This window comes from Pseudonocardia sp. ICBG601 (genome assembly GCF_020496245.1).
Map to the genome: position 1 here is coordinate 1 of NZ_JAHLJA010000070.1, position 16940 is coordinate 16940.

The 16940-nt window shown below is 73.6% G+C and carries 17 protein-coding genes and 5 pseudogenes; 11 read left to right on the top strand and 11 right to left on the bottom strand.

What is annotated here, in order from left to right; translation table 11 throughout:
- Positions 1–164: 164 nt before the first annotated feature.
- Positions 165–368 (top strand): annotated as a pseudogene (locus KPL57_RS72460) (Glu/Leu/Phe/Val dehydrogenase dimerization domain-containing protein); the annotation flags it as partial.
- Between the two features lie 121 nt (positions 369–489).
- Complete coding sequence (locus KPL57_RS20850; protein ID WP_226352856.1) at positions 490–846, top strand: NAD(P)-dependent oxidoreductase; 357 nt, start codon at positions 490–492, stop codon at positions 844–846.
- A 32-nt stretch (positions 847–878) separates the two neighbouring features.
- Here the strand turns inward: KPL57_RS20850 and KPL57_RS20855 are convergent, their stop codons facing one another.
- Positions 879–1085, bottom strand: a complete 207-nt coding sequence (locus KPL57_RS20855; protein ID WP_226352857.1) for a hypothetical protein — start codon at positions 1083–1085, stop codon at positions 879–881.
- 126 nt (positions 1086–1211) lie between these two features.
- Here KPL57_RS20855 and hppD point away from each other — a divergent pair, with 126 nt between their 5' ends.
- Positions 1212–2375: a 4-hydroxyphenylpyruvate dioxygenase gene (gene hppD, locus KPL57_RS20860; protein ID WP_226352858.1), complete on the top strand. Its 1164-nt coding sequence runs from the start codon at positions 1212–1214 to the stop codon at positions 2373–2375.
- On the opposite strand, the pseudogene KPL57_RS72465 reads toward hppD, so the two are convergent.
- The 4 genes and pseudogenes from KPL57_RS72465 to KPL57_RS66965 all read right to left on the bottom strand — a co-directional run.
- Positions 2289–3194, bottom strand: a pseudogene (locus KPL57_RS72465) (IS5 family transposase); the annotation flags it as partial. The gene hppD and the pseudogene KPL57_RS72465 sit on opposite strands and share 87 nt — an antisense overlap.
- 62 nt (positions 3195–3256) lie before the next feature.
- A complete protein-coding gene (locus KPL57_RS66955; protein WP_264198363.1) occupies positions 3257–3940 on the bottom strand; it encodes an amidase family protein in 684 nt (227 codons plus the stop codon).
- Between the two features lie 83 nt (positions 3941–4023).
- A pseudogene (locus KPL57_RS66960) lies at positions 4024–4158 on the bottom strand (amidase family protein); the annotation flags it as partial.
- 52 nt (positions 4159–4210) lie between these two features.
- A pseudogene (locus KPL57_RS66965) lies at positions 4211–4654 on the bottom strand (amidase family protein); the annotation flags it as partial.
- Between the two features lie 314 nt (positions 4655–4968).
- Between KPL57_RS66965 and KPL57_RS20880 the strand changes: the two are divergent.
- Both KPL57_RS20880 and KPL57_RS20885 read left to right on the top strand, forming a co-directional pair.
- Complete coding sequence (locus tag KPL57_RS20880) at positions 4969–5784, top strand: MoxR family ATPase (protein ID WP_226352860.1); 816 nt, start codon at positions 4969–4971, stop codon at positions 5782–5784.
- Positions 5785–5999: 215 nt separating this feature from the next.
- Positions 6000–6515: pseudogene (locus KPL57_RS20885) on the top strand (hypothetical protein); the annotation flags it as partial.
- 244 nt (positions 6516–6759) lie between these two features.
- Here KPL57_RS20885 and KPL57_RS20890 read toward each other — a convergent pair.
- The 5 genes from KPL57_RS20890 to KPL57_RS20910 form a co-directional block, all read right to left on the bottom strand.
- Positions 6760–7509, bottom strand: coding sequence for a DUF1345 domain-containing protein (locus tag KPL57_RS20890; protein ID WP_226352861.1), 750 nt, complete (start codon positions 7507–7509; stop codon positions 6760–6762).
- Between the two features lie 52 nt (positions 7510–7561).
- The gene (locus tag KPL57_RS20895) at positions 7562–8479 is read right to left on the bottom strand and encodes an undecaprenyl-diphosphate phosphatase (protein ID WP_226352862.1); all 918 of its coding nucleotides are present in this window, start codon (positions 8477–8479) and stop codon (positions 7562–7564) included.
- A 127-nt stretch (positions 8480–8606) separates the two neighbouring features.
- Positions 8607–9230, bottom strand: a complete 624-nt coding sequence (locus KPL57_RS20900; protein ID WP_020622889.1) for a DedA family protein — start codon at positions 9228–9230, stop codon at positions 8607–8609.
- A 94-nt stretch (positions 9231–9324) separates the two neighbouring features.
- A complete protein-coding gene (locus KPL57_RS20905) occupies positions 9325–9483 on the bottom strand; it encodes a hypothetical protein (RefSeq protein ID WP_226352863.1) in 159 nt (52 codons plus the stop codon).
- 65 nt (positions 9484–9548) lie between these two features.
- The gene (locus tag KPL57_RS20910) at positions 9549–10970 is read right to left on the bottom strand and encodes a helix-turn-helix domain-containing protein (protein ID WP_226352864.1); all 1422 of its coding nucleotides are present in this window, start codon (positions 10968–10970) and stop codon (positions 9549–9551) included.
- A gap of 170 nt (positions 10971–11140) precedes the next feature.
- Between KPL57_RS20910 and KPL57_RS20915 the strand changes: the two genes are divergently transcribed.
- From KPL57_RS20915 to KPL57_RS20925, 3 genes are read left to right on the top strand one after another with little or no spacing between them, the layout of a single operon-like run.
- On the top strand, positions 11141–12157 hold the full coding sequence (locus tag KPL57_RS20915) for an amidohydrolase family protein (protein WP_226352865.1): 1017 nt from the start codon (positions 11141–11143) through the stop codon (positions 12155–12157).
- Positions 12154–12891, top strand: a complete 738-nt coding sequence (locus KPL57_RS20920; RefSeq protein WP_020622885.1) for an iron-sulfur cluster assembly protein — start codon at positions 12154–12156, stop codon at positions 12889–12891. The genes KPL57_RS20915 and KPL57_RS20920 overlap by 4 nt, the downstream gene beginning before the upstream one ends.
- Positions 12888–13913 (top strand): NAD(P)-dependent alcohol dehydrogenase, encoded by a 1026-nt coding sequence (locus tag KPL57_RS20925; RefSeq protein ID WP_226352866.1) that lies wholly within the window; start codon positions 12888–12890, stop codon positions 13911–13913. The genes KPL57_RS20920 and KPL57_RS20925 overlap by 4 nt, the downstream gene beginning before the upstream one ends.
- A 177-nt stretch (positions 13914–14090) precedes the next feature.
- Here KPL57_RS20925 and KPL57_RS20930 read toward each other — a convergent pair whose 3' ends face one another.
- Complete coding sequence (locus KPL57_RS20930; RefSeq protein WP_226352867.1) at positions 14091–14552, bottom strand: MarR family winged helix-turn-helix transcriptional regulator; 462 nt, start codon at positions 14550–14552, stop codon at positions 14091–14093.
- A gap of 81 nt (positions 14553–14633) precedes the next feature.
- Here KPL57_RS20930 and KPL57_RS20935 point away from each other — a divergent pair, with 81 nt between their 5' ends.
- From KPL57_RS20935 to KPL57_RS20945, 3 genes are read left to right on the top strand one after another with little or no spacing between them, the layout of a single operon-like run.
- Positions 14634–15758 (top strand): LLM class flavin-dependent oxidoreductase, encoded by a 1125-nt coding sequence (locus tag KPL57_RS20935; RefSeq protein WP_020622882.1) that lies wholly within the window; start codon positions 14634–14636, stop codon positions 15756–15758.
- A complete protein-coding gene (locus tag KPL57_RS20940) occupies positions 15758–16369 on the top strand; it encodes a CE1759 family FMN reductase (RefSeq protein WP_226352868.1) in 612 nt (203 codons plus the stop codon). Before KPL57_RS20935 ends, KPL57_RS20940 begins: the two co-directional genes overlap by 1 nt.
- A gap of 5 nt (positions 16370–16374) precedes the next feature.
- Entirely contained in the window at positions 16375–16914 is a 540-nt protein-coding gene (locus KPL57_RS20945; RefSeq protein WP_226352869.1) for a VOC family protein, read from the top strand.
- The last annotated feature ends 26 nt before the right edge of the window (positions 16915–16940 follow it).

The window sequence follows — 16940 nt, forward strand, 5'->3', positions numbered from 1 at the left end:
GGTGTCCTCGCTGCACACCAGCGAGGAGATGGAGGCGCGGGATGGCTCTGCCCGAGTGGGACGGCGAACTGACCTCGGTCCGGTACGACCGGGAGACGGGCGCGTGGTTCGTGATCGGGGTGCATTCGACCCGGCTCGGTCCGGCGTCCGGCGGGACTCGCGCGATGGTCTACCCCTCGCCCGACGACGCCGTCGCCGACGCCCGTCGCCTCGCCGGGGCGATGACGCTGAAGATGGCCGCCGCGGGCCTCCCGATGGGCGGTGGCAAGTCGGTGATCGCGCTCCCGGCCCCGCGCGCCGAGCTCGACGACGCGACCTGGCGGCGCATCCTGGAGATCCACGCGGCGAACCTGGAGCTGCTCGGCGGGAACTACACCACCGGCCCGGACGTCGGGACCTGCTCGGCCGACATGGACGTGCTCGCCGGCCTGACCCCGCACGTGTTCGGCCGCTCGGTCCGCGGCGGGCGGGCCCGGCTCCTCCGGCCCGATGACCGCCCTCGGGGTGTTCGCCGCGATCCGCGCCGGAGCCGCGGAGGCCGGGTTCGACGGCGTCGACGGGCTGCGGGTGCTGGTCCAGGGGCTCGGGGCGGTCGGCGCCGACGTCGCCCGGCTCGCCGCCGACGCAGGGGCCAAGCTGATCGTCACCGACGTCGATCCGGCCCGCTGCGCCGCGGCCGCCGACGAGCTGGGCGCCGAGGTGGTCGACACCGCGGCGGTGACCACCCGCGCGTGCGACGTGCTGGTCCCGTGCGCCACCGGCGGGCTGATCACCGCCGAGGTCGCCGCGACCGTCCCCACCGCGGTGATCGCGGGTGCGGCGAACAACCTGCTCGCCGACCCGTAAGCTGCCGATGTCCTGCGCCGGCGCGGGATCACCTACGCCCCGGACTTCGTCGCGAACGCCGGTGGGGCCATCCACCTGGTCGGCCGCGAGGTGCTCGGCTGGAGTGCTGCCGCCGTCGCGGACCGGACCCGTGCCATCGGCGACACCCTGGCCGGGATCTTCGCCGACGCCCGCGCACACGGCACCACCACGGTCACCGCGGCGGAGAACCTGGCAGCACGCACGTTGACGGAGAGCACTGATGGACATCCTCACCGACTCCGAGAAGCTCGCCGACCTCGACGCCGCCGCCCTGCGCCGGCTGGTCGGCCTCGTCGAACACGACGACTCCGCCGACCCGTTCCCGGTCACCGGCTGGGGACGCCGTGGTCTGGGCCGTCGGCAACGCCACCCAGGCCGCGCAGCTCTACCAGGTCGTCTACGGCATGGAGCTCGTCGCGTACTCCGGACCGGAGACGGGCAACCGCGACCACCACTCCTACGTGCTGCGCTCGGGCGCGGTCCGGTTCGAGCTGCGCGGCGCCGTCGACCCGGACAGCCCGCTCGCCGACCACCACCGCCGGCACGGCGACTCCGTCGTCGACATCGCCCTCGAGGTCCCCGGCGTCGACCGCTGCATCGACCACGCCCGCGCCCAGGGCGCCACCGTGCTCGTCGAGCCGCACGACACGACCGACGAGCACGGCACCGTGCGCACCGCCGCGATCGCCACCTACGGCGACACCCGGCACACCCTGGTCGACCGGTCCCGCTACACCGGCCCGTACCTGCCCGGCCACGTCGCCCGCGGCTCGTCGGTGGCCCGGCCCGCGGACGTCGCGCCGCGGCGGGTGTTCCAGGCGCTCGACCACGTCGTCGGGAACGTGGAGTACGGGCGGATGGACCACTGGGTGGACTTCTACCACCGGATCATGGGCTTCACGAACATGGCCGAGTTCATCGGCGACGACATCGCCACCGACTACTCGGCGCTGATGAGCAAGGTCGTCGCGTCGGGCAACCACCGGGTGAAGTTCCCGCTCAACGAGCCCAGCCCGGTCGACGGAAGTCCCAGATCGACGAGTACCTGGACTTCCACCGCGGCCCCCGGCGCCCAGCACCTCGCGCTCGCGACGAACGACATCCTCGGCGCCGTCGACGTGCTGCGCTCCCGCGGCGTGGAGTTCCTCGACACCCCGGCCGCCTATTACGAGGACCCGGAGCTGCGGGCCCGCATCGGGTCCGTGCGGGTGCCGATCGCCGAGCTGCAGTCCCGCGGGATCCTCGTCGACCGCGACGAGGACGGCTACCTGCTGCAGATCTTCACCAAGCCGATCGGGGACCGCCCACGGTGTTCTTCGAGCTCATCGAGCGGCACGGCTCGCTCGGCTTCGGCAAGGGCAACTTCAAGGCGCTGTTCGAGGCGATCGAGCGGGAGCAGGAGCGCCGCGGCAACGTCTGAGAGCGTGTTTGGAAATTCTAGTGGGTTGAGGGTGTCGTGTGTTTCTGCTGGCGGGTGGCGGGGTATCCACGGGCGATGCGGCGGGTGATGGTGTTGATCGCGGCCCAGCGGATCATGGCTTCGGATGTGGTGGGGTGGCGTTTCGTAGTCTCGGGCCAGGCGTCGGTGTGCGTGAGCCAGGCCAGGGTCCGTTCGACCACCCACCTTCGTGGGAGGACGGTGAATCCGCGCTGCTCGGGTGCTTGCGGATGATCTCGATCGTTGTCTGCAGGATCGTGGCGGCCCAGTCGAGCAGTCGCCCGGCGAAGCCGGCGTCGGCGTAGACGAACCGCACCCTGGTGCGCAGGTAGAGGTTGAGCAGGATCGGCTTGGCGCCGTCGCGGTCCTGTACCGAGGCCGAGCACACCATCGTGGTCAGCAGCAGACCGAGGGTGTCGGTCACGATGAACCGTTTCCGTCCGCCTGTCTTCTTCCCGGCGTCGTAGCCGCGGGAGTCCTGGCCGACGGTGTCGGCGCCCTTGACCGACTGGGAATCGATGATCCCCGCACTCGGCTCCGATCACGGCCCTCGGCGATACGTAACTGCCCCCCGCACGACCGGGAGGATCTTCTCGGTGACCTTCTGCGGTTCCCACTGGTTGAAGTACCAGTAGACGGTCTGCCAGGGCGGGAAGTCCCCGGCAACGCCCGCCAGGCACACCCGTCCGCACGACATACAAGATCGCGTCCAGCACGTCCCGACGAGCATGAGCAACAGGCCGCCCCCGCGCGCGAGCGGCGGTAACAACGGCTCGATCACCACCCACTGGGCATCACTGGTGTCCGAGGGGTACCGGCGCGGTCGTTCCTGCATGCCGACCACGATGGAGCACCCCAGCCGTGTCGACCATCCCGACACACCCACCATTTCCAAACACGCTCTGAGCGGGGCGCTGCCCCGGCGGCGGAGCAGTTCTGGACCGGTTCGGATCAGTCCTGGATCCGCCGCCAGGGGCGGTCGGCCTCGATCGCGTACGCGAGCTCCAGCAGCGTCCGCTCGTCGCCGACCGGGGTCTGCAGGTGCACCCCCACCGGCAGCCCGCCCGCCGTCGCACCGGCGGGCAGCGCGACCGCGGGAGCCCCGGCGACGTTGGCGAGCGGGGTGAACGCGACGTAGTCCAGCAGCCGGGCGGTGAGCTGCTCGATCGGCACCGTCGGCGCGAGCCACCCGATCTCCGGCGGGGTGTGCGCGAGCACCGGGGAGAGCAGCACGTCGTGCCGGGTGAACAGCTCGGCGTGGGTCGCCGCGACCCGGCGCAGCCGGTGCAGGAACACCGGGGTGCGGGCCAGCGCGCGACGGTAGTGGTCGGCCAGACCGTGGGTCAGGCCGTCGAGACGGTGCGGGTCGAAGGTGCGCCCGTGCAGCAGCCGCCCGCCGGTGACCACGGAGAACGCGAGCAGCCCCCAGTAGTCGAGGAAGTCGTCGACGAACCGGGTCCCCACCCCGCTGTGGGCCTCGGACACCTCGTGGCCCTGCTTCGCGAGCAGCTGGGCGACGGCGGTGACGGCATCGCGGGTGTCGGCGTCGACCGCCGCCCCGGTGGGGGACTCCAGCAGCAGGCCGACCCGCAGGCGTCGCCGGGCGGGGCCCTCGACCAGGCCCAGCGGTGGCAGCGCCGGGTTGCGGCGCCCCGGTCGGCGGCGCCCAGGAACACCGCGGTGTCGCGGACCGAGCGGGACACCACGCCGTCGGCGACGAGGTCGATCGGCATCCGGGCGCCGGTCGCGTTCGGCGCGAGCCGCCCCCGCGACGGCTTGAGCCCGACCAGCCCGCAGGCCGCGGCCGGGATGCGGATCGAGCCACCGCCGTCGTTGGCGTGGGCCAGCGGCACCCACCCCGGCGGCGACGAGCGCGGCCGCCCCGCCCGACGACGCGCCGGCCGAGAAGCGCGGGTCCCACGGGTTGCGGGTCGGCTCGTCGTCGGCGAACTCGGTGGAGGCGTTCAGCCCGTACTCCGGCATCCGGGTCGTGCCCAGCAGGTCCAGCCCGCAGCCGAGCAGCTGCCGGGTCACCTCGGCGTGCTCGCGCGAGGGCGCCGGGACGAACGCCCGGGTGCCGTGGCCCGCGGGCCAGCCCCGGACCTCGACGTTGTCCTTGACCAGCGTCGACACCCCGGCCAGCGGGCCGTCGACGGCGCCGGTGACGGGGTCCGCGGTGCGGTCCAGGGCGAAGCCGTGCAGGTGCGGCTCGACCCGGGCGGCACGCGCGGCGACGGCCGCGTGCAGCTCGGCGGGCGCGACCTCACGGCGGCGCAGCCTCCCGGCGAGGGCGACGGCGTCGTCGTCGCCCAGGGCGTCGTCGGTGAACGCGTGCACGCGTCGGTCCATGTCGGACGATCCTGCACCCCGCCCGTCCGCGTACGACGGGAGGCCCGGCCCGGCGCGGGTGGTGTCGCCTCCGCCACCACGGTGGCGTCGGGTGTGCAACAGTGCGCACGGGCCCCACGTGGAGGACGCCACGCCCACCGCGGGTGGGGCAGGATGCAGGACGCCACCGACGTCACCAGCGCCGAGGAGCACGCCCGTGAAGACCGAGGCAGCCGCCCCGTGCTGACCCCCGCCGTGACCCCTGTGGTGACCCCCGTCGTCGGCCGCGGCCGGGAGGTCGAGCTGCTCGTCGCGGCGCTGGAGGCCGCGCCCACGTGGTCCTGGAGGGCCCGCCGGGCACCGGGAAGACGACGCTGCTGCGGTCGGTGGCCGAGGAGGCCGAGCTGCCGTTCGTGTTCGTCGAGGGCACCGCCGAGCTCACCCCGGCCCGGCTGGTCGGGCACTTCGACCCGGGCCCAGGTGCTGAGCGCGGCTACACCCCCGCGACCTTCGTCGACGGCCCGCTGGCCGAGGCGCTGCGCTCCGGTGCCCTGCTCTACGTCGAGGAGATCAACCGGATCCCGGAGGAGACCCTCAACGTCCTCATCACGGTGATGAGTGAGGGCGAGCTGCACGTGCCCCGGCTGGGCCGGATCACCGCCCACGAGGGCTTCCGGCTGGTCGCCGCGATGAACCCGTTCGACGCCGTCGGCACCGCCCGGATCTCCTCCGCCGTCTACGACCGGGTCTGCCGGATCGCGATGGGCTACCAGACCGCGGGCGACGAGACCGCGGTCGTCGCGCTCCGCGGCCCCGAGGTCGACGAGCGGTGGCGCTCCCAGGTCGTCTCCCTGGTGCGGCGCACCCGGGAGCACCCGGACGTGCACGTCGGCTCCTCGGTGCGCGGGGCGATCGACATCGTCCGCATCACCACGGCACTGGCGGCACGACGTGGCCGGGAGATCACCGACTGGCGGACCGGGCTGGACGCCGCGCTGGTGGCGCTGTCCGGCCGGATCCGGCTGGCCGAGTCCGGCTCCCGCAGCGCCGAGGACATCGTCCGCGAGCTCTACACGGCCGAGTTCGGCCGGGAACCCGCCGACGACGCCGACGACGCCCGGGACGGCGGTGATGCGTCGGGGGGAGCCTGAGCCCGCCACCGGCGGGCGGTCCCCGACCCGCGGGCGGCTCCACCCGCCCGGGGCGGCCCCGTGCGCGACCGGAGGACCGCACGGTGGCCCGCAGCTCCCTGGCGGGCCACACCGGTTTCACCGAGATCTCGCCCGAGGTGGGGGTGCTCGACGTGGACGCGTTCGACGCCGCCCTGGCACAGCGCCCCGACGAGACGCTGACGCTGCTCATCGACATGGGCAGGGCCACCGACGAGAAGCTGCGGGCGGCGGCCCGCAGGCTCGCCGGCCGGGTCGTCCTGGAGATCGGCCGGTCCGGCCGGGTCTCCCGGCGCGGGATCGGCAGGCTGCGGGTGGTCCCGGCCGACCGCGGCGGCGATCTGGACCTGGACGCCTCGCTCGGCGCGGTGGCCGAGGCCCGCGCGGCGCGGCGCCCGGTCGGTCTCGACGAGCTGACCGCGCGCACCTGGGCACGGCCGGAGCTCGCGCTGTGCCTGCTCGTGGACGCGTCCGGGTCGATGGGCGGGGAACGGCTCGCCGCGGCGGCGTTGACCGCCGCGGCCTGCGCGTTCCGGGCACCCGGCGACCACGCGGTGCTGTCGTTCGCGGCCGAGACCCGGGTCCTGCGCGACATCGGCTCCACCCGTGGGCCGTCGGCGGTCGTCGACCGGGTGCTGGGCCTGCGCGGGCACGGGGTGACCGCGCTGTCCGGTGCGTTGCGCGCGGTCACCGCGCAGCTGGAACGGACGCGGGCGGAGCGGCGGATCGTCGTGCTGCTGTCGGACTGCCGGGCCACCGACGACCACGACCCGGTCCCGGCGGCGCGGGGTGTCCGGAGCTGCTCATCCTGGCCCCGGAGTCCGACCACGAGCAGGCGGCCGAGCTGGCCGCGCGCAGCAACGCGCGGTGGGCGCCGGTCGCCGGTCCGTCGGACGCACCGGGAGTGCTGCGGTCCCTCCTGGGCGGCTGAGCCCGCCGGGTCCCGACCGCCCGGACTCAGCCGCCGAGGACGTTCACGGCCCGGGACACGACGAGCGCGATCGTCACCAACGACACCAGCGCCTGCACGAGCATCAGCATCTTCGCCCACCGGCTCAACGGCATCACGTCGGTCGGGCTGAACGCGGTGGCGTTGGTGAACGACAGGTACAGGTAGTCGGCGAAGAGGGGTTCCCAGTCGGCGTCGTGCGGGTCGGTGCTCTGCATCTGCACGAACAGGAAATCCGCGGTGGGCCGACGGCCGTGCGCCCGCGCCGCAGGCCCGCCACGGTCGAGCTGCCAGTACCAGACCGCGAACGCGATGATGTTGGTCAACCAGATCGCCGCCCCGCTGGCCAGCAGCGGCGCGGCGGAGCCGCCGGAGGCGCCGTCGAGGATCGCGGTGACCAGCAGCCCCGCCGACACCGCGTTCGCCACGCTCAGCAGCCCGACCAGGGTCAGCTCGAGGCCGCGCAGCAGCGCCGACTCGCGGTCCATCCGGGCCGGACCGGTCACCGCGAGCACGACCAGCACCACCAGTTCCAGCGACGGCAGCAACCACCGCGACACCAGGGTGAGCTGGTCGGGCAGCAGCAGCTGCAGCCCGATCGCGACGACGATCGCCGCCGCGGCGGGCCACCGGTGTTCGCCAGGGGTGACCCGCTTCCAGGCGGGCACGACGCGGCGCCCGCCGTCGCCGAGCCGGTCGAGCTCGCGGCGGATGACGTCCAGGGCGTGCCGGTGCGGGTCGGCCGACGGGTCACTCATGACCGTGATCCTGCTCCTCGTCGATCCTGCTCGTGGTCGACCCCGCTCCTCGTCAGCGAAGGGTGAACCACAGCAGGCACGCGAGCCCGGCGACCACGCAGTAGATCCCGAACGGGCGCAGCGAGCGGGTCTCGAAGTACCGGGACAGGAACCGCACCGACAGGTACGCGCCGAGCCCGGACAGCAGGCTCCCCACCAGGATCTGCGGTCGGATGCCGTCCCCGAGCGGACCGGCGAGGTCACCCAGCTTCAGCACGCCCGCGGCCAGGATGACCGGCGTCGCGAGCAGGAACGACAGCCGTGCCGCGTCGACGTGCGGGAGGCCCTTCAGCAGCCCGGCCGTCATCGCGGACCCCGACCGGCTGATCCCCGGGGCGAGCGCGGCGATCTGGGCCGCGCCGACGGTCACCACGTCACGCACCCGGAGCCGCGCGATGCGGTGGTCGGAGGCGACCTCGGTGGCGAGCAACACGGTGCCCGGCTCGGCACCGTCGACCGGCGTCGCGGGTGCGGGGCGCCGGCGCAGGTGCTCGACGACCAGCAGGACGGCGCCGTTGACGACGAGGAACAGCGCGGTCGGGACGGGCAGCGCCAGGTAGGTGCGGAAGACCCGGTCGAGTGCGAGCCCGGCCAGCCCGACGGGGACGGTCGCGAGCACCAGCAGCCAGGCCAGGCGCTGGTCGGGGTCGCGGACCTCGCGGCGGGCCACCGACGTCACCAGCCCGCGCACGATCCGCACCCAGTCCGCGCGGAATGCCACGATCAGGGCCAGTGCGGTCGCCACGTGCAGGCCCACGACGAACGCCAGGTACGGCGACCGCGGCGCGCTCACGTCGAGGTCGGCCGCCCAGCTCCCGCCGATGACGGCGGGCAGCAGGATGCTGTGACCGAGGCTGGAGACCGGGAACAGCTCGGCGACGCCCTGCATCGCCCCGATCACGATCGCCTCGGCCCAGGTCAACGTGCTCACCGCGTGGTCCTCCCCGTGGTCCGGCCGTCCGCTCCGGACGGTGCTCGCCGCGGGCCGCCGAGGCGCGGTGACACGCCGGAGGCGGCCCGGGACGTCGGGGACGTTCGGCGCGAGGGGGGCGACCCGGTCAGGACCGGGCGTCGGCGCGGCGTCGCGAGCCGGTGGCCCGCACGATCGCGGTGCGTCCGAGCACCAGGGACAGCCCGACGGCGATCCCGCCGACGACGAGCAGCCAGGGCCGCGACTCCAGGTCGGTGGCGAGCCGGTCCCCGGCCGCGTAGCCGATCCCGACGAGCACCGCGGCGCGCACCGCGGTGGTGGGGACGATCCAGGCCAGGAAGCGGCGGTAGCCGACCTTGGACAGCCCGGCGGCCAGGTAGGCCGGGATCGCGCCGATGTCGACGAGCTTGGCGCCGATGACGATCCGCGGCAGGTGCGTGTGGACCTCGCGGGTCAGGACCTCGCGACGCTCCTCGGTCAGGCCCAGCCGGTTCAGTACCCGGGCGACGGCCGGCCGGTCGCCGTTGCGGCCGAGCGCGTAGAGCGCGGTGTCCCCGACGACGTCGGCGACGAGCGCGGCCAGCCACACACCCCACCAGGGGAGCTGCCCGGCCCCGGCGAGCGCGGCCGCGGCGACGGTGACGATCGGACCTTCTAGGAACGCCCCGACCCCGATCACGAGGAGCGACCGAACGGGCGCAGCAGGGATCGCGGCCAGCAGTGCGGCCACGGTGTCCGTGAGTCCGAACACGAACGCCTCCCATCAGGTCCTCCACCGAATGGTGCCCTGTCTGCCGCACCGGGCGGCGGGCGCCCCGCCGTCGTCGCGCGACGCGGGCTCCTCGTCACCGGGTGTGACGGCGTCGTCGGGTGGCGGTGTCGAGTCCCGTGGCCGGGCCGGCCGCCGGGTCTCCCGGGGCGTCGTTGCCCGGCACACCGATGGTCCCACCGCCGGCCGGGATCGGCAGGTCCGAAGCACCCGCGGCGTCCGTGAGCACGGCCACCGGTAGCACCGGTCCGGTGAGCGCGCCACCTGTTCGGATGACGGCACCGATGGTGCCGCAGCCGCTCAGCGCGGGGTGGCGATCCCGTAGCGCTGCACCCGCCGGTACGCCGTCGCCCGGCTGATCCCCAGCGTCTCCGCGGCCCGGGTGACGCTCATGCCGTGCTCGGTGAGGCAGCGGACCAGCTCGTCGCGTTCCAGCGACTCGATCCGGGTGAGCGAGCCGGAGCGGGTGGCGAGCAGCTCGGGGGGCAGGTGCCGGACGTCGACCACGCTGCTGCGGGCCGCGGCGTCGCGGACCGTGCGGCGCAGCTGCTCGACGTTGCCCGGCCAGCTGTAGGTCCGCAGCGCGCGGGCCGCGGCGTCGGTGAAGGTGACGCCGTCGCGGGTGAAGTGTGCGGCCAGTGCCGGGACGTCCTCGGCCCGGTGCCGCAGCGGCGGCAGCTCGACCACGACGTCGAGCAGCCGCGACAGCGGCTCCGGGACCGTCCCGACGTCGCGCGCGGTGACGCTGAGCGCCGCGTGCGGCAGCGACCGCACCAGCGCCGCCAGCCGGGTCGCGACGGGCGCGGGCAGCTCGTGCACCCGGCCCGCGATCACCGCGGTGTCGGCCTTGCCCAGCTCCGGAGACCACAGCGACAGCCAGGACACCGCGTCCTCGGCCGCCGGTGGGCGGGCGTGCAGCACCCGGTGCCGCGGCGCGACGGTGCGCAGGGCCGCCGCGAGCAGCGCGGACTTCCCCACGCCTGGCTCGCCGACGACCCCGACCCGGGCGCCGTCGCGCAGCGCCGCCCGCACCTCGTCCAGCGCGGCGGTCCAGCTGCGGCCCAGCTCGGCGGTGCCGCCGGTGGGCTGCGGGGCGACCCGGAACACCTCGCCGCGGGGCGCCGGCCGCGGGCTCGCGCCCCGCCCGTGGGCCAGCATCAGCGCGGAGGTCTGCCCGGCCGCGGTGCGGGCGAGCGCGAGGAGCAGCCCGTCGGAGCGTTGCGACCAGGTGGTGAGGTTGATGCTGCCGAGCAGGGACCCGTCGACGGGGTCGAGCACCGGGGCGGCCGCGCAGGTGTAGCCCCAGAGCCCGGTGCAGTAGTGCTCGTCGCCGCGGACCAGCGACGGGACCCGGTCGGCTAGGGCCAGGCCGAGCCCGGTGGTTCCGGCCTCCCGCTCGCCGAAGGCGAAGCCGGGCGCGAGGTAGGTGCGGTCGAGCGCGTCGACCAGGGCGCGCTCGTCGCAGAGCCGGGAGACGACGATCCCGTCGGCGTCGGTGAGCATCAGCGAGATCGGTTCGCCGGGCAGTCCCTCGTGCAGCCCGGCGAGCACCTCGCCGCCGCAGCGGGCGAACAGCGACTCGTCGTTGACGGTGCCGGTGTACGCCGGGTCGACCACCTCGGTGGGGGCGCCGTAGGTCTCGCTGCGTGCCCAGGACGCCGAGATGCGGGCCGGAGCCAGGGACTGCCCCATCGCGCGTACCTCCTCGTACCTGCTGCTCACGACGGTGTCACACCTGCGACGCCGACGCGACACCGTCTCGTCTCAGGTTGAGACGGCGGTCACCACTGCCGCCGCCCGCCGGTTCCTACCTTCGGTGCCGACGCGGGACCCCACCGGCCCGCGCAGTCGCGGGGTGCCCACCACCTCGCCGCGACCTGAGAGGGACGACGATGTACTCGAAGAACGGTGAGTCCTACTTCATCGTGGACGCCCACGTGGCGCTGTGGGACGCGCGCCCGGAGAACCAGCGCAACATCCACGGCAAGCAGTTCATCGACTGCTTCTACGACTACCACCGCAACCTCAGCCCGGAGTCCGAGGTGTGGCCCTACGAGGACTACCTCTACCAGGGCGGCGAGCGGCTGATGAAGGACCTGTTCGCCGACGGCCACGTCGACCACGCCGTCTTCCAGCCCGCGTACCTGGGCGAGTTCTACGCCAACGGGTTCGGCCAGACCGAGGAGGCGTTCGCCCTCGCCCAGGCCCACCCGGACAAGCTGACCTACAACCACCACTGGGACCCGCGCAACGGCGAGCAGGGCCTGCGGCAGCTGCGCGAGGACGCGAAGCGCTTCGGGCTCAAGGGCGTGAAGCTCTACACCGCGGAGTGGCACGGCGAGTCCCGCGGCTGGAAGCTCGACGACCACTGGTCCTACAAGTACCTCGAGGCGGCCCAGGAGCTGGGCATCCGCAACGTCCACATCCACAAGGGCCCCACCATCCGCCCGCTGGACCGCGACGCGTTCGACGTCGCCGACGTGGACAAGGTCGCCACCGACTTCACCGACCTGAACTTCGTCGTCGAGCACTGCGGCCTGCCGCGGCTGGAGGACTTCTGCTGGATCGCCACCCAGGAGCCGAACGTGCACGCCGGTCTGGCCGTCGCGATGCCGTTCATCCACACCCGGCCCAAGTACTTCGGCCAGATCCTCGGCGAGCTCCTCTACTGGCTCGGCGAGGACTGCATCCAGTTCTCCAGCGACTACGCCATCTGGACCCCGCGCTGGCTGGTCGAGCGCTTCGTGGACTTCCAGATCCCCGAGGAGCTGTCCGAGTACGCGCCGCTGACCACCGCCCAGAAGAAGAAGATCCTGGGCCTCAACGCCGCGAAGATGTACGACATCGAGGTCCCCGCCGAGCTGGCGCTCCGCGACGAGACCCCGCAGGAAGTGCCGGTGGCCTCGTGAGCGCGCCGGCCCTGACCGCGCACGCGACGCGGGCCGAGCAGGCCTGGCGGGCGCTCGACGCCGTCGTCGACCCGGAGCTGGACGAGCCGATCACCGACCTGGAGTTCGTGCGGACCCTCGACGTCGACGGCGGCCGGGTCACCGTGCACCTGCGGCTGCCCACTGCGTTCTGCGCGCCGAACTTCGCCTACCTGATGTGCTCCGACGCCAAGGACGTGCTGACGGCGCTGGACTGGACGACCGCGGTGACCGTCGAGCTCGACGACCACCACGACTCCGACCTCATCAACGCCGGGCTGGCCGCCGACGCCGGCTACAAGGGCACCTTCCGCCACGAGGCCGAGTCCGACCTCGACGAGCTGCGGGTCACCTTCCGGCGCAAGGCGCACGCCGCCGCGATGGAGCGCTCGCTGACCGGGCTGCTGCGCCGCGACCCGGACCGGGCGCCGGAGACGCTGCACGGCGTCACCCTGGCCGACCTGCCCGCGGGCCCGACCACCGACGCGCTGCTGCGTCGCCGCGCCACGCTCGGGCTGGGCACCGCGGGGCACCTGCCGGTCCTGGTCGGGCACGACGGCGTCCCGTACCCGGCCGAGCAGGTCCCGCTGAAGCTGCGGATGGCCCGCTCGGTGCGGATCTCGATCGAGGGCAACGCCCACTTCTGCCGGGGGCTGCTGAAGACCCGCTACCCGGAGTCCGTCTCCGGGGACACCACGAAGGGAACCCGTCCGTGAGAGCAGTACAGGTCGTCGGCTACCACCGGCCGATGGAGCTGACCGAGGTCGCGAAGCCGGAGGTCGCCGACCCGTTCGACGTCGTCGTGCGGATCGGCGGGGCGGGCGTGTGCCGCACCGACCTGCACGTCCTCGAGGGCCAGTGGGCGGAGAAGTCGCAGGTCGCGCTGCCGTACACGATCGGCCACGAGAACGCGGGCTGGGTCGAGTCGGTCGGCTCCGCGGTGACCCACGTCCGCGAGGGCGACGGGGTCATCCTGCACCCGCTCGCCACCTGCGGGCTGTGCCGCGCCTGCCGCTCCGGCGACGACGTGCACTGCACCGCCTCGGCGTTCCCGGGCATCGACACCCACGGCGGGTACGCCGAGTACCTGCGCACCTCGGCGCGCAGCGTGGTCAAGCTCGACCCGTCGCTGCAGCCGGCCGACGTCGCCGCGCTCGCCGACGCCGGGCTCACCGCCTACCACGCGGCCGCCAAGGCCTCGCGGCGTCTCGGCCCGCGCGACACCTGCGTCGTCATCGGTGCGGGCGGGCTCGGCCACATCGGCATCCAGGTGCTCAAGGCGCTGACCCCGGCCCGGCTGGTCGTGCTCGACCGCAACCCCGACGCGGTGAAGCTGGCGCTGGAGATCGGCGCCGACGACGGCATCGTCGCCGACGGCGGCCAGGTCGACGAGGTCCTGTCGCGCACCGGCGGGAACGGCGCCGAGGCCGTAATCGACTTCGTCGGCGAGGGCGGCTCCACCTCGCAGGGCCTGGCGATGACGCGGCGCGCCGGGGACTACCACGTCGTCGGCTACGGCGAGAACGTCGACGTCCCGACGATCGACCTGATCTCGGCCGAGGTGAACGTGGTCGGCAACCTGGTCGGCTCCTACAACGACCTGTGCGACCTGATGGAGCTGGCCGGGCGCGGGCGGGTCACGCTGCACACCACCAAGTACGCCCTGGACGACTTCCAGTCCGCGCTCGACGACCTCGACGCGGGGAAGGTCAGGGGACGCGCCATCCTGGTGCCCTGACCTGCTGGTCCGCCCGCGGTCCCGTTCACGACGGCCCGTACCGGTGACGCCGGTGCGGGCCGTCGTGCGTTCCGCGGAACGCGGTGTCACGCCCTCGGTCCGCGTTCCGCGGAACGCGGTGGGCGGATGTCCCGGGGGCGCGGCCGCGGACCGGGACCGGCCGGTGTCGCGGGCCGGTCAGGCGGGGGCCCGGCCGTCGAGCCGGGCCTGCACGGCGGCGGTGATCCGGGCGAGCGCGGCCACGTCGTCGTCGGAGAGGGCGTCGAAGACCAGCTCCCGCACGGTCTCCACGTGCCCGGGCGCCGCGGCCTCGATCGCCGCCCGGCCCGCCCCGGTGAGCACGACGTAGTTGCCGCGGCCGTCGTCGTCGCACTCCTCGCGGGCGACCAGGCCGCGCTTCTGCATCCGCGCGAGGTGGTGCGACAGCCGGCTCTTCTCCCAGTCCAGCAGGCCCGCCAGCTCCATCGCGCGGCACCGCTCGTCGGGCCGGTCGGTCAGCGCGACGAGCACGTCGAAGTCCGCGAGCGAGAGCCCCGAGTCCGCCTGCAGCCGCCGGTGCAGCTCGGCGTGCAACCGCGCCTGCATCCGGAGCAGCCCTCGCCAGGCCGCCTGTTCGCGCTCGTCCAGCCACCGTGTCACGGCTGCAGGGTACCGGAATAGTTGACGCGTCATCCATGTTGGTGCAGGATGTAGATGACGGATCAACTACTGGAGGAAGCCGTGCAGTTCGGAGTCTTCTCGGTCAGCGACATCACGCCGGACCCGACGACCGGCGCCACCCCGACCGAGGCGCAGCGCATTCAGGACGTCCTGACCATCGCCCGGCACGCCGAGCAGGTCGGTCTCGACGTCTTCGCCCTCGGCGAGCACCACAACCCGCCGTTCTTCTCCTCGTCGCCGACGACCACGCTCGGCTACCTCGCGGGTGTCACCAGCACCCTGCAGCTGTCCACCGCGACCACGCTGATCACCACGAACGACCCGGTGAAGATCGCCGAGGACTTCGCGATGCTGCAGCACGTGGCGGGCGGGCGCGTCGACCTGACGCTCGGACGCGGCAACACCGGCCCGGTCTACCCGTGGTTCGGCCAGGACATCCGGCAGGGGATCAACCTCGCGATCGAGAACTACGCACTGCTCCGGAAGCTCTGGGACACCGAGGTCGTCGACTGGGAGGGGCGCTTCCGCACCCCGCTGCAGGGCTTCACCTCGACCCCGCGCCCGCTCGACGGCGTCGCGCCGTTCGTCTGGCACGGCTCGATCCGCAGCCCCGAGATCGCCGAGCAGGCCGCGTACTACGGCGACGGCTTCTTCCACAACCACATCTTCTGGCCCGCGTCGCACACCAAGCGGATGGTCGAGTTCTACCGGAAGCGCTGGGAGCACCACGGTCACGGACCGGCCGACCGCGCGATCGTCGGCCTCGGTGGACAGGTGTTCATGCGTCGCAACAGCCAGGACGCGGTGCGGGAGTTCCGGCCCTACTTCGACAACGCCCCGGTCTACGGGCACGGGCCCTCGCTGGAGGACTTCACCCGTGAGACCCCGCTGACCGTCGGCAGCCCGCAGCAGGTCATCGAGCGCACCCTCGGTTTCCGCGAGTACGTCGGCGACTACCAGCGCCAGCTGTTCCTCATCGACCACGCGGGCCTGCCGCTGAAGACCGTGCTGGAGCAGCTCGACCTGCTGGGCGAGGAGGTCGTGCCGGTGCTGCGCAAGGAGTTCGCCGCGCTGCGTGCGCCCGGGGTCCCGGACGCGCCGACCCACGCCTCGCTGGTCGCCGCCCGCGACGCCGCCGCCCGCACGCAGGAGAAGAGCACGCAGGAGAAGCAGGAGGTCGCGTGATGACCACACGCAGGATCGTCGTGCTCAGCGCCGGGTTGTCGACGCCGTCGTCGACCCGGCTGCTGGCCGACCGGCTCGCCGCCGCGGTCACGACCGCCCTGGCCGACCGGGGAGAGCAGGCCGAGGTGCAGGTCGTGGAGCTGCGCGAGCACGCCCGCGACCTCGCCGACCACCTGGTCGCCGGCTTCCCGAACACCGCGCTGGCGCCGGTGCTGGAGTCCGTGGCCGCCGCGGACGCGGTCGTCGCCGTGACGCCGATCTTCTCGGCGTCCTACAGCGGCCTGTTCAAGACCTTCGTCGACGTGCTGGACCGCGACGCGCTCACCGGCACCCCGGTGCTGCTCGCCGCGACCGGCGGCACGGCGCGGCACTCGCTGGCACTCGAGCACGCGATGCGCCCGCTGTTCGCGTACCTGCGGGCGGCGACCGTGCCGACCGCGGTGTTCGCCGCGCCCGAGGACGGGGGCGCGACCGAGGCGGGCACCACACTGGAGAGCCGCGTCGAGCGGGCCGCCGGTGAGCTGGCGGCTGCCGTCGCGGCCCGGCCCGCCGCCACCCGCACCGACGCCTTCGACGACGTCCCCGACTTCACCGCACTGCTGAAGGGTTGACCACGATGACCGAGACCAGCACCTCCACCGACACCCCGACCCCGACCGGCACCGGCACCGACACCGCGGCCCTCGATGCCGCGCGCGACCGGATCCGCTCGGCCCACCTGAAGCCGGCGGGACAGCGTCCGGCCTCGACCGCCCGCGGGCTGCACCACACCGCCCTGGTGAGCTCGGACGTCGAGCGGACCGTGCGCTTCTACCAGGACGTGCTGGGCTTCCCGCTCACCGAGCTGATCGAGAACCGGGACTACCCCGGGTCCTCGCACTTCTTCTTCGACATCGGCAACGGGAACCTGCTCGCGTTCTTCGACTTCCCGGGCCTCGACGTCGGCCCCTACGCCGAGGTCCTCGGCGGGCTGCACCACATGGCGATCAGCGTCGAGCCGCAGCGCTGGGACGAGCTGGTCGCCCGGCTCACCGAGGCCGGGGTGGAGCACGAGGTGCACTCGGGCGTCTCGGTCTACTTCCGCGACCCCGACGGCGCCCGCATAGAGCTCATCGCCGACCCGCTGGGGGAGATGTACGGCCAGCACGTGCTCTGACACCTGCTCCGACACGTGCTCGGTCG

Excerpts from the sequence above, each read along its gene's own strand:
- KPL57_RS20915 (WP_226352865.1), top strand. The coding sequence starts at position 11,141 with ATGTACTCGAAGAACGGTGAGTCCTACTTCATCGTGGACGCCCACGTG.
- KPL57_RS20890 (WP_226352861.1), bottom strand. The coding sequence starts at position 7,509 with ATGAGTGACCCGTCGGCCGACCCGCACCGGCACGCCCTGGACGTCATC.
- KPL57_RS20850 (WP_226352856.1), top strand. The coding sequence starts at position 490 with ATGACCGCCCTCGGGGTGTTCGCCGCGATCCGCGCCGGAGCCGCGGAG.
- KPL57_RS20945 (WP_226352869.1), top strand. The coding sequence starts at position 16,375 with ATGACCGAGACCAGCACCTCCACCGACACCCCGACCCCGACCGGCACC.
- KPL57_RS20940 (WP_226352868.1), top strand. The coding sequence starts at position 15,758 with ATGACCACACGCAGGATCGTCGTGCTCAGCGCCGGGTTGTCGACGCCG.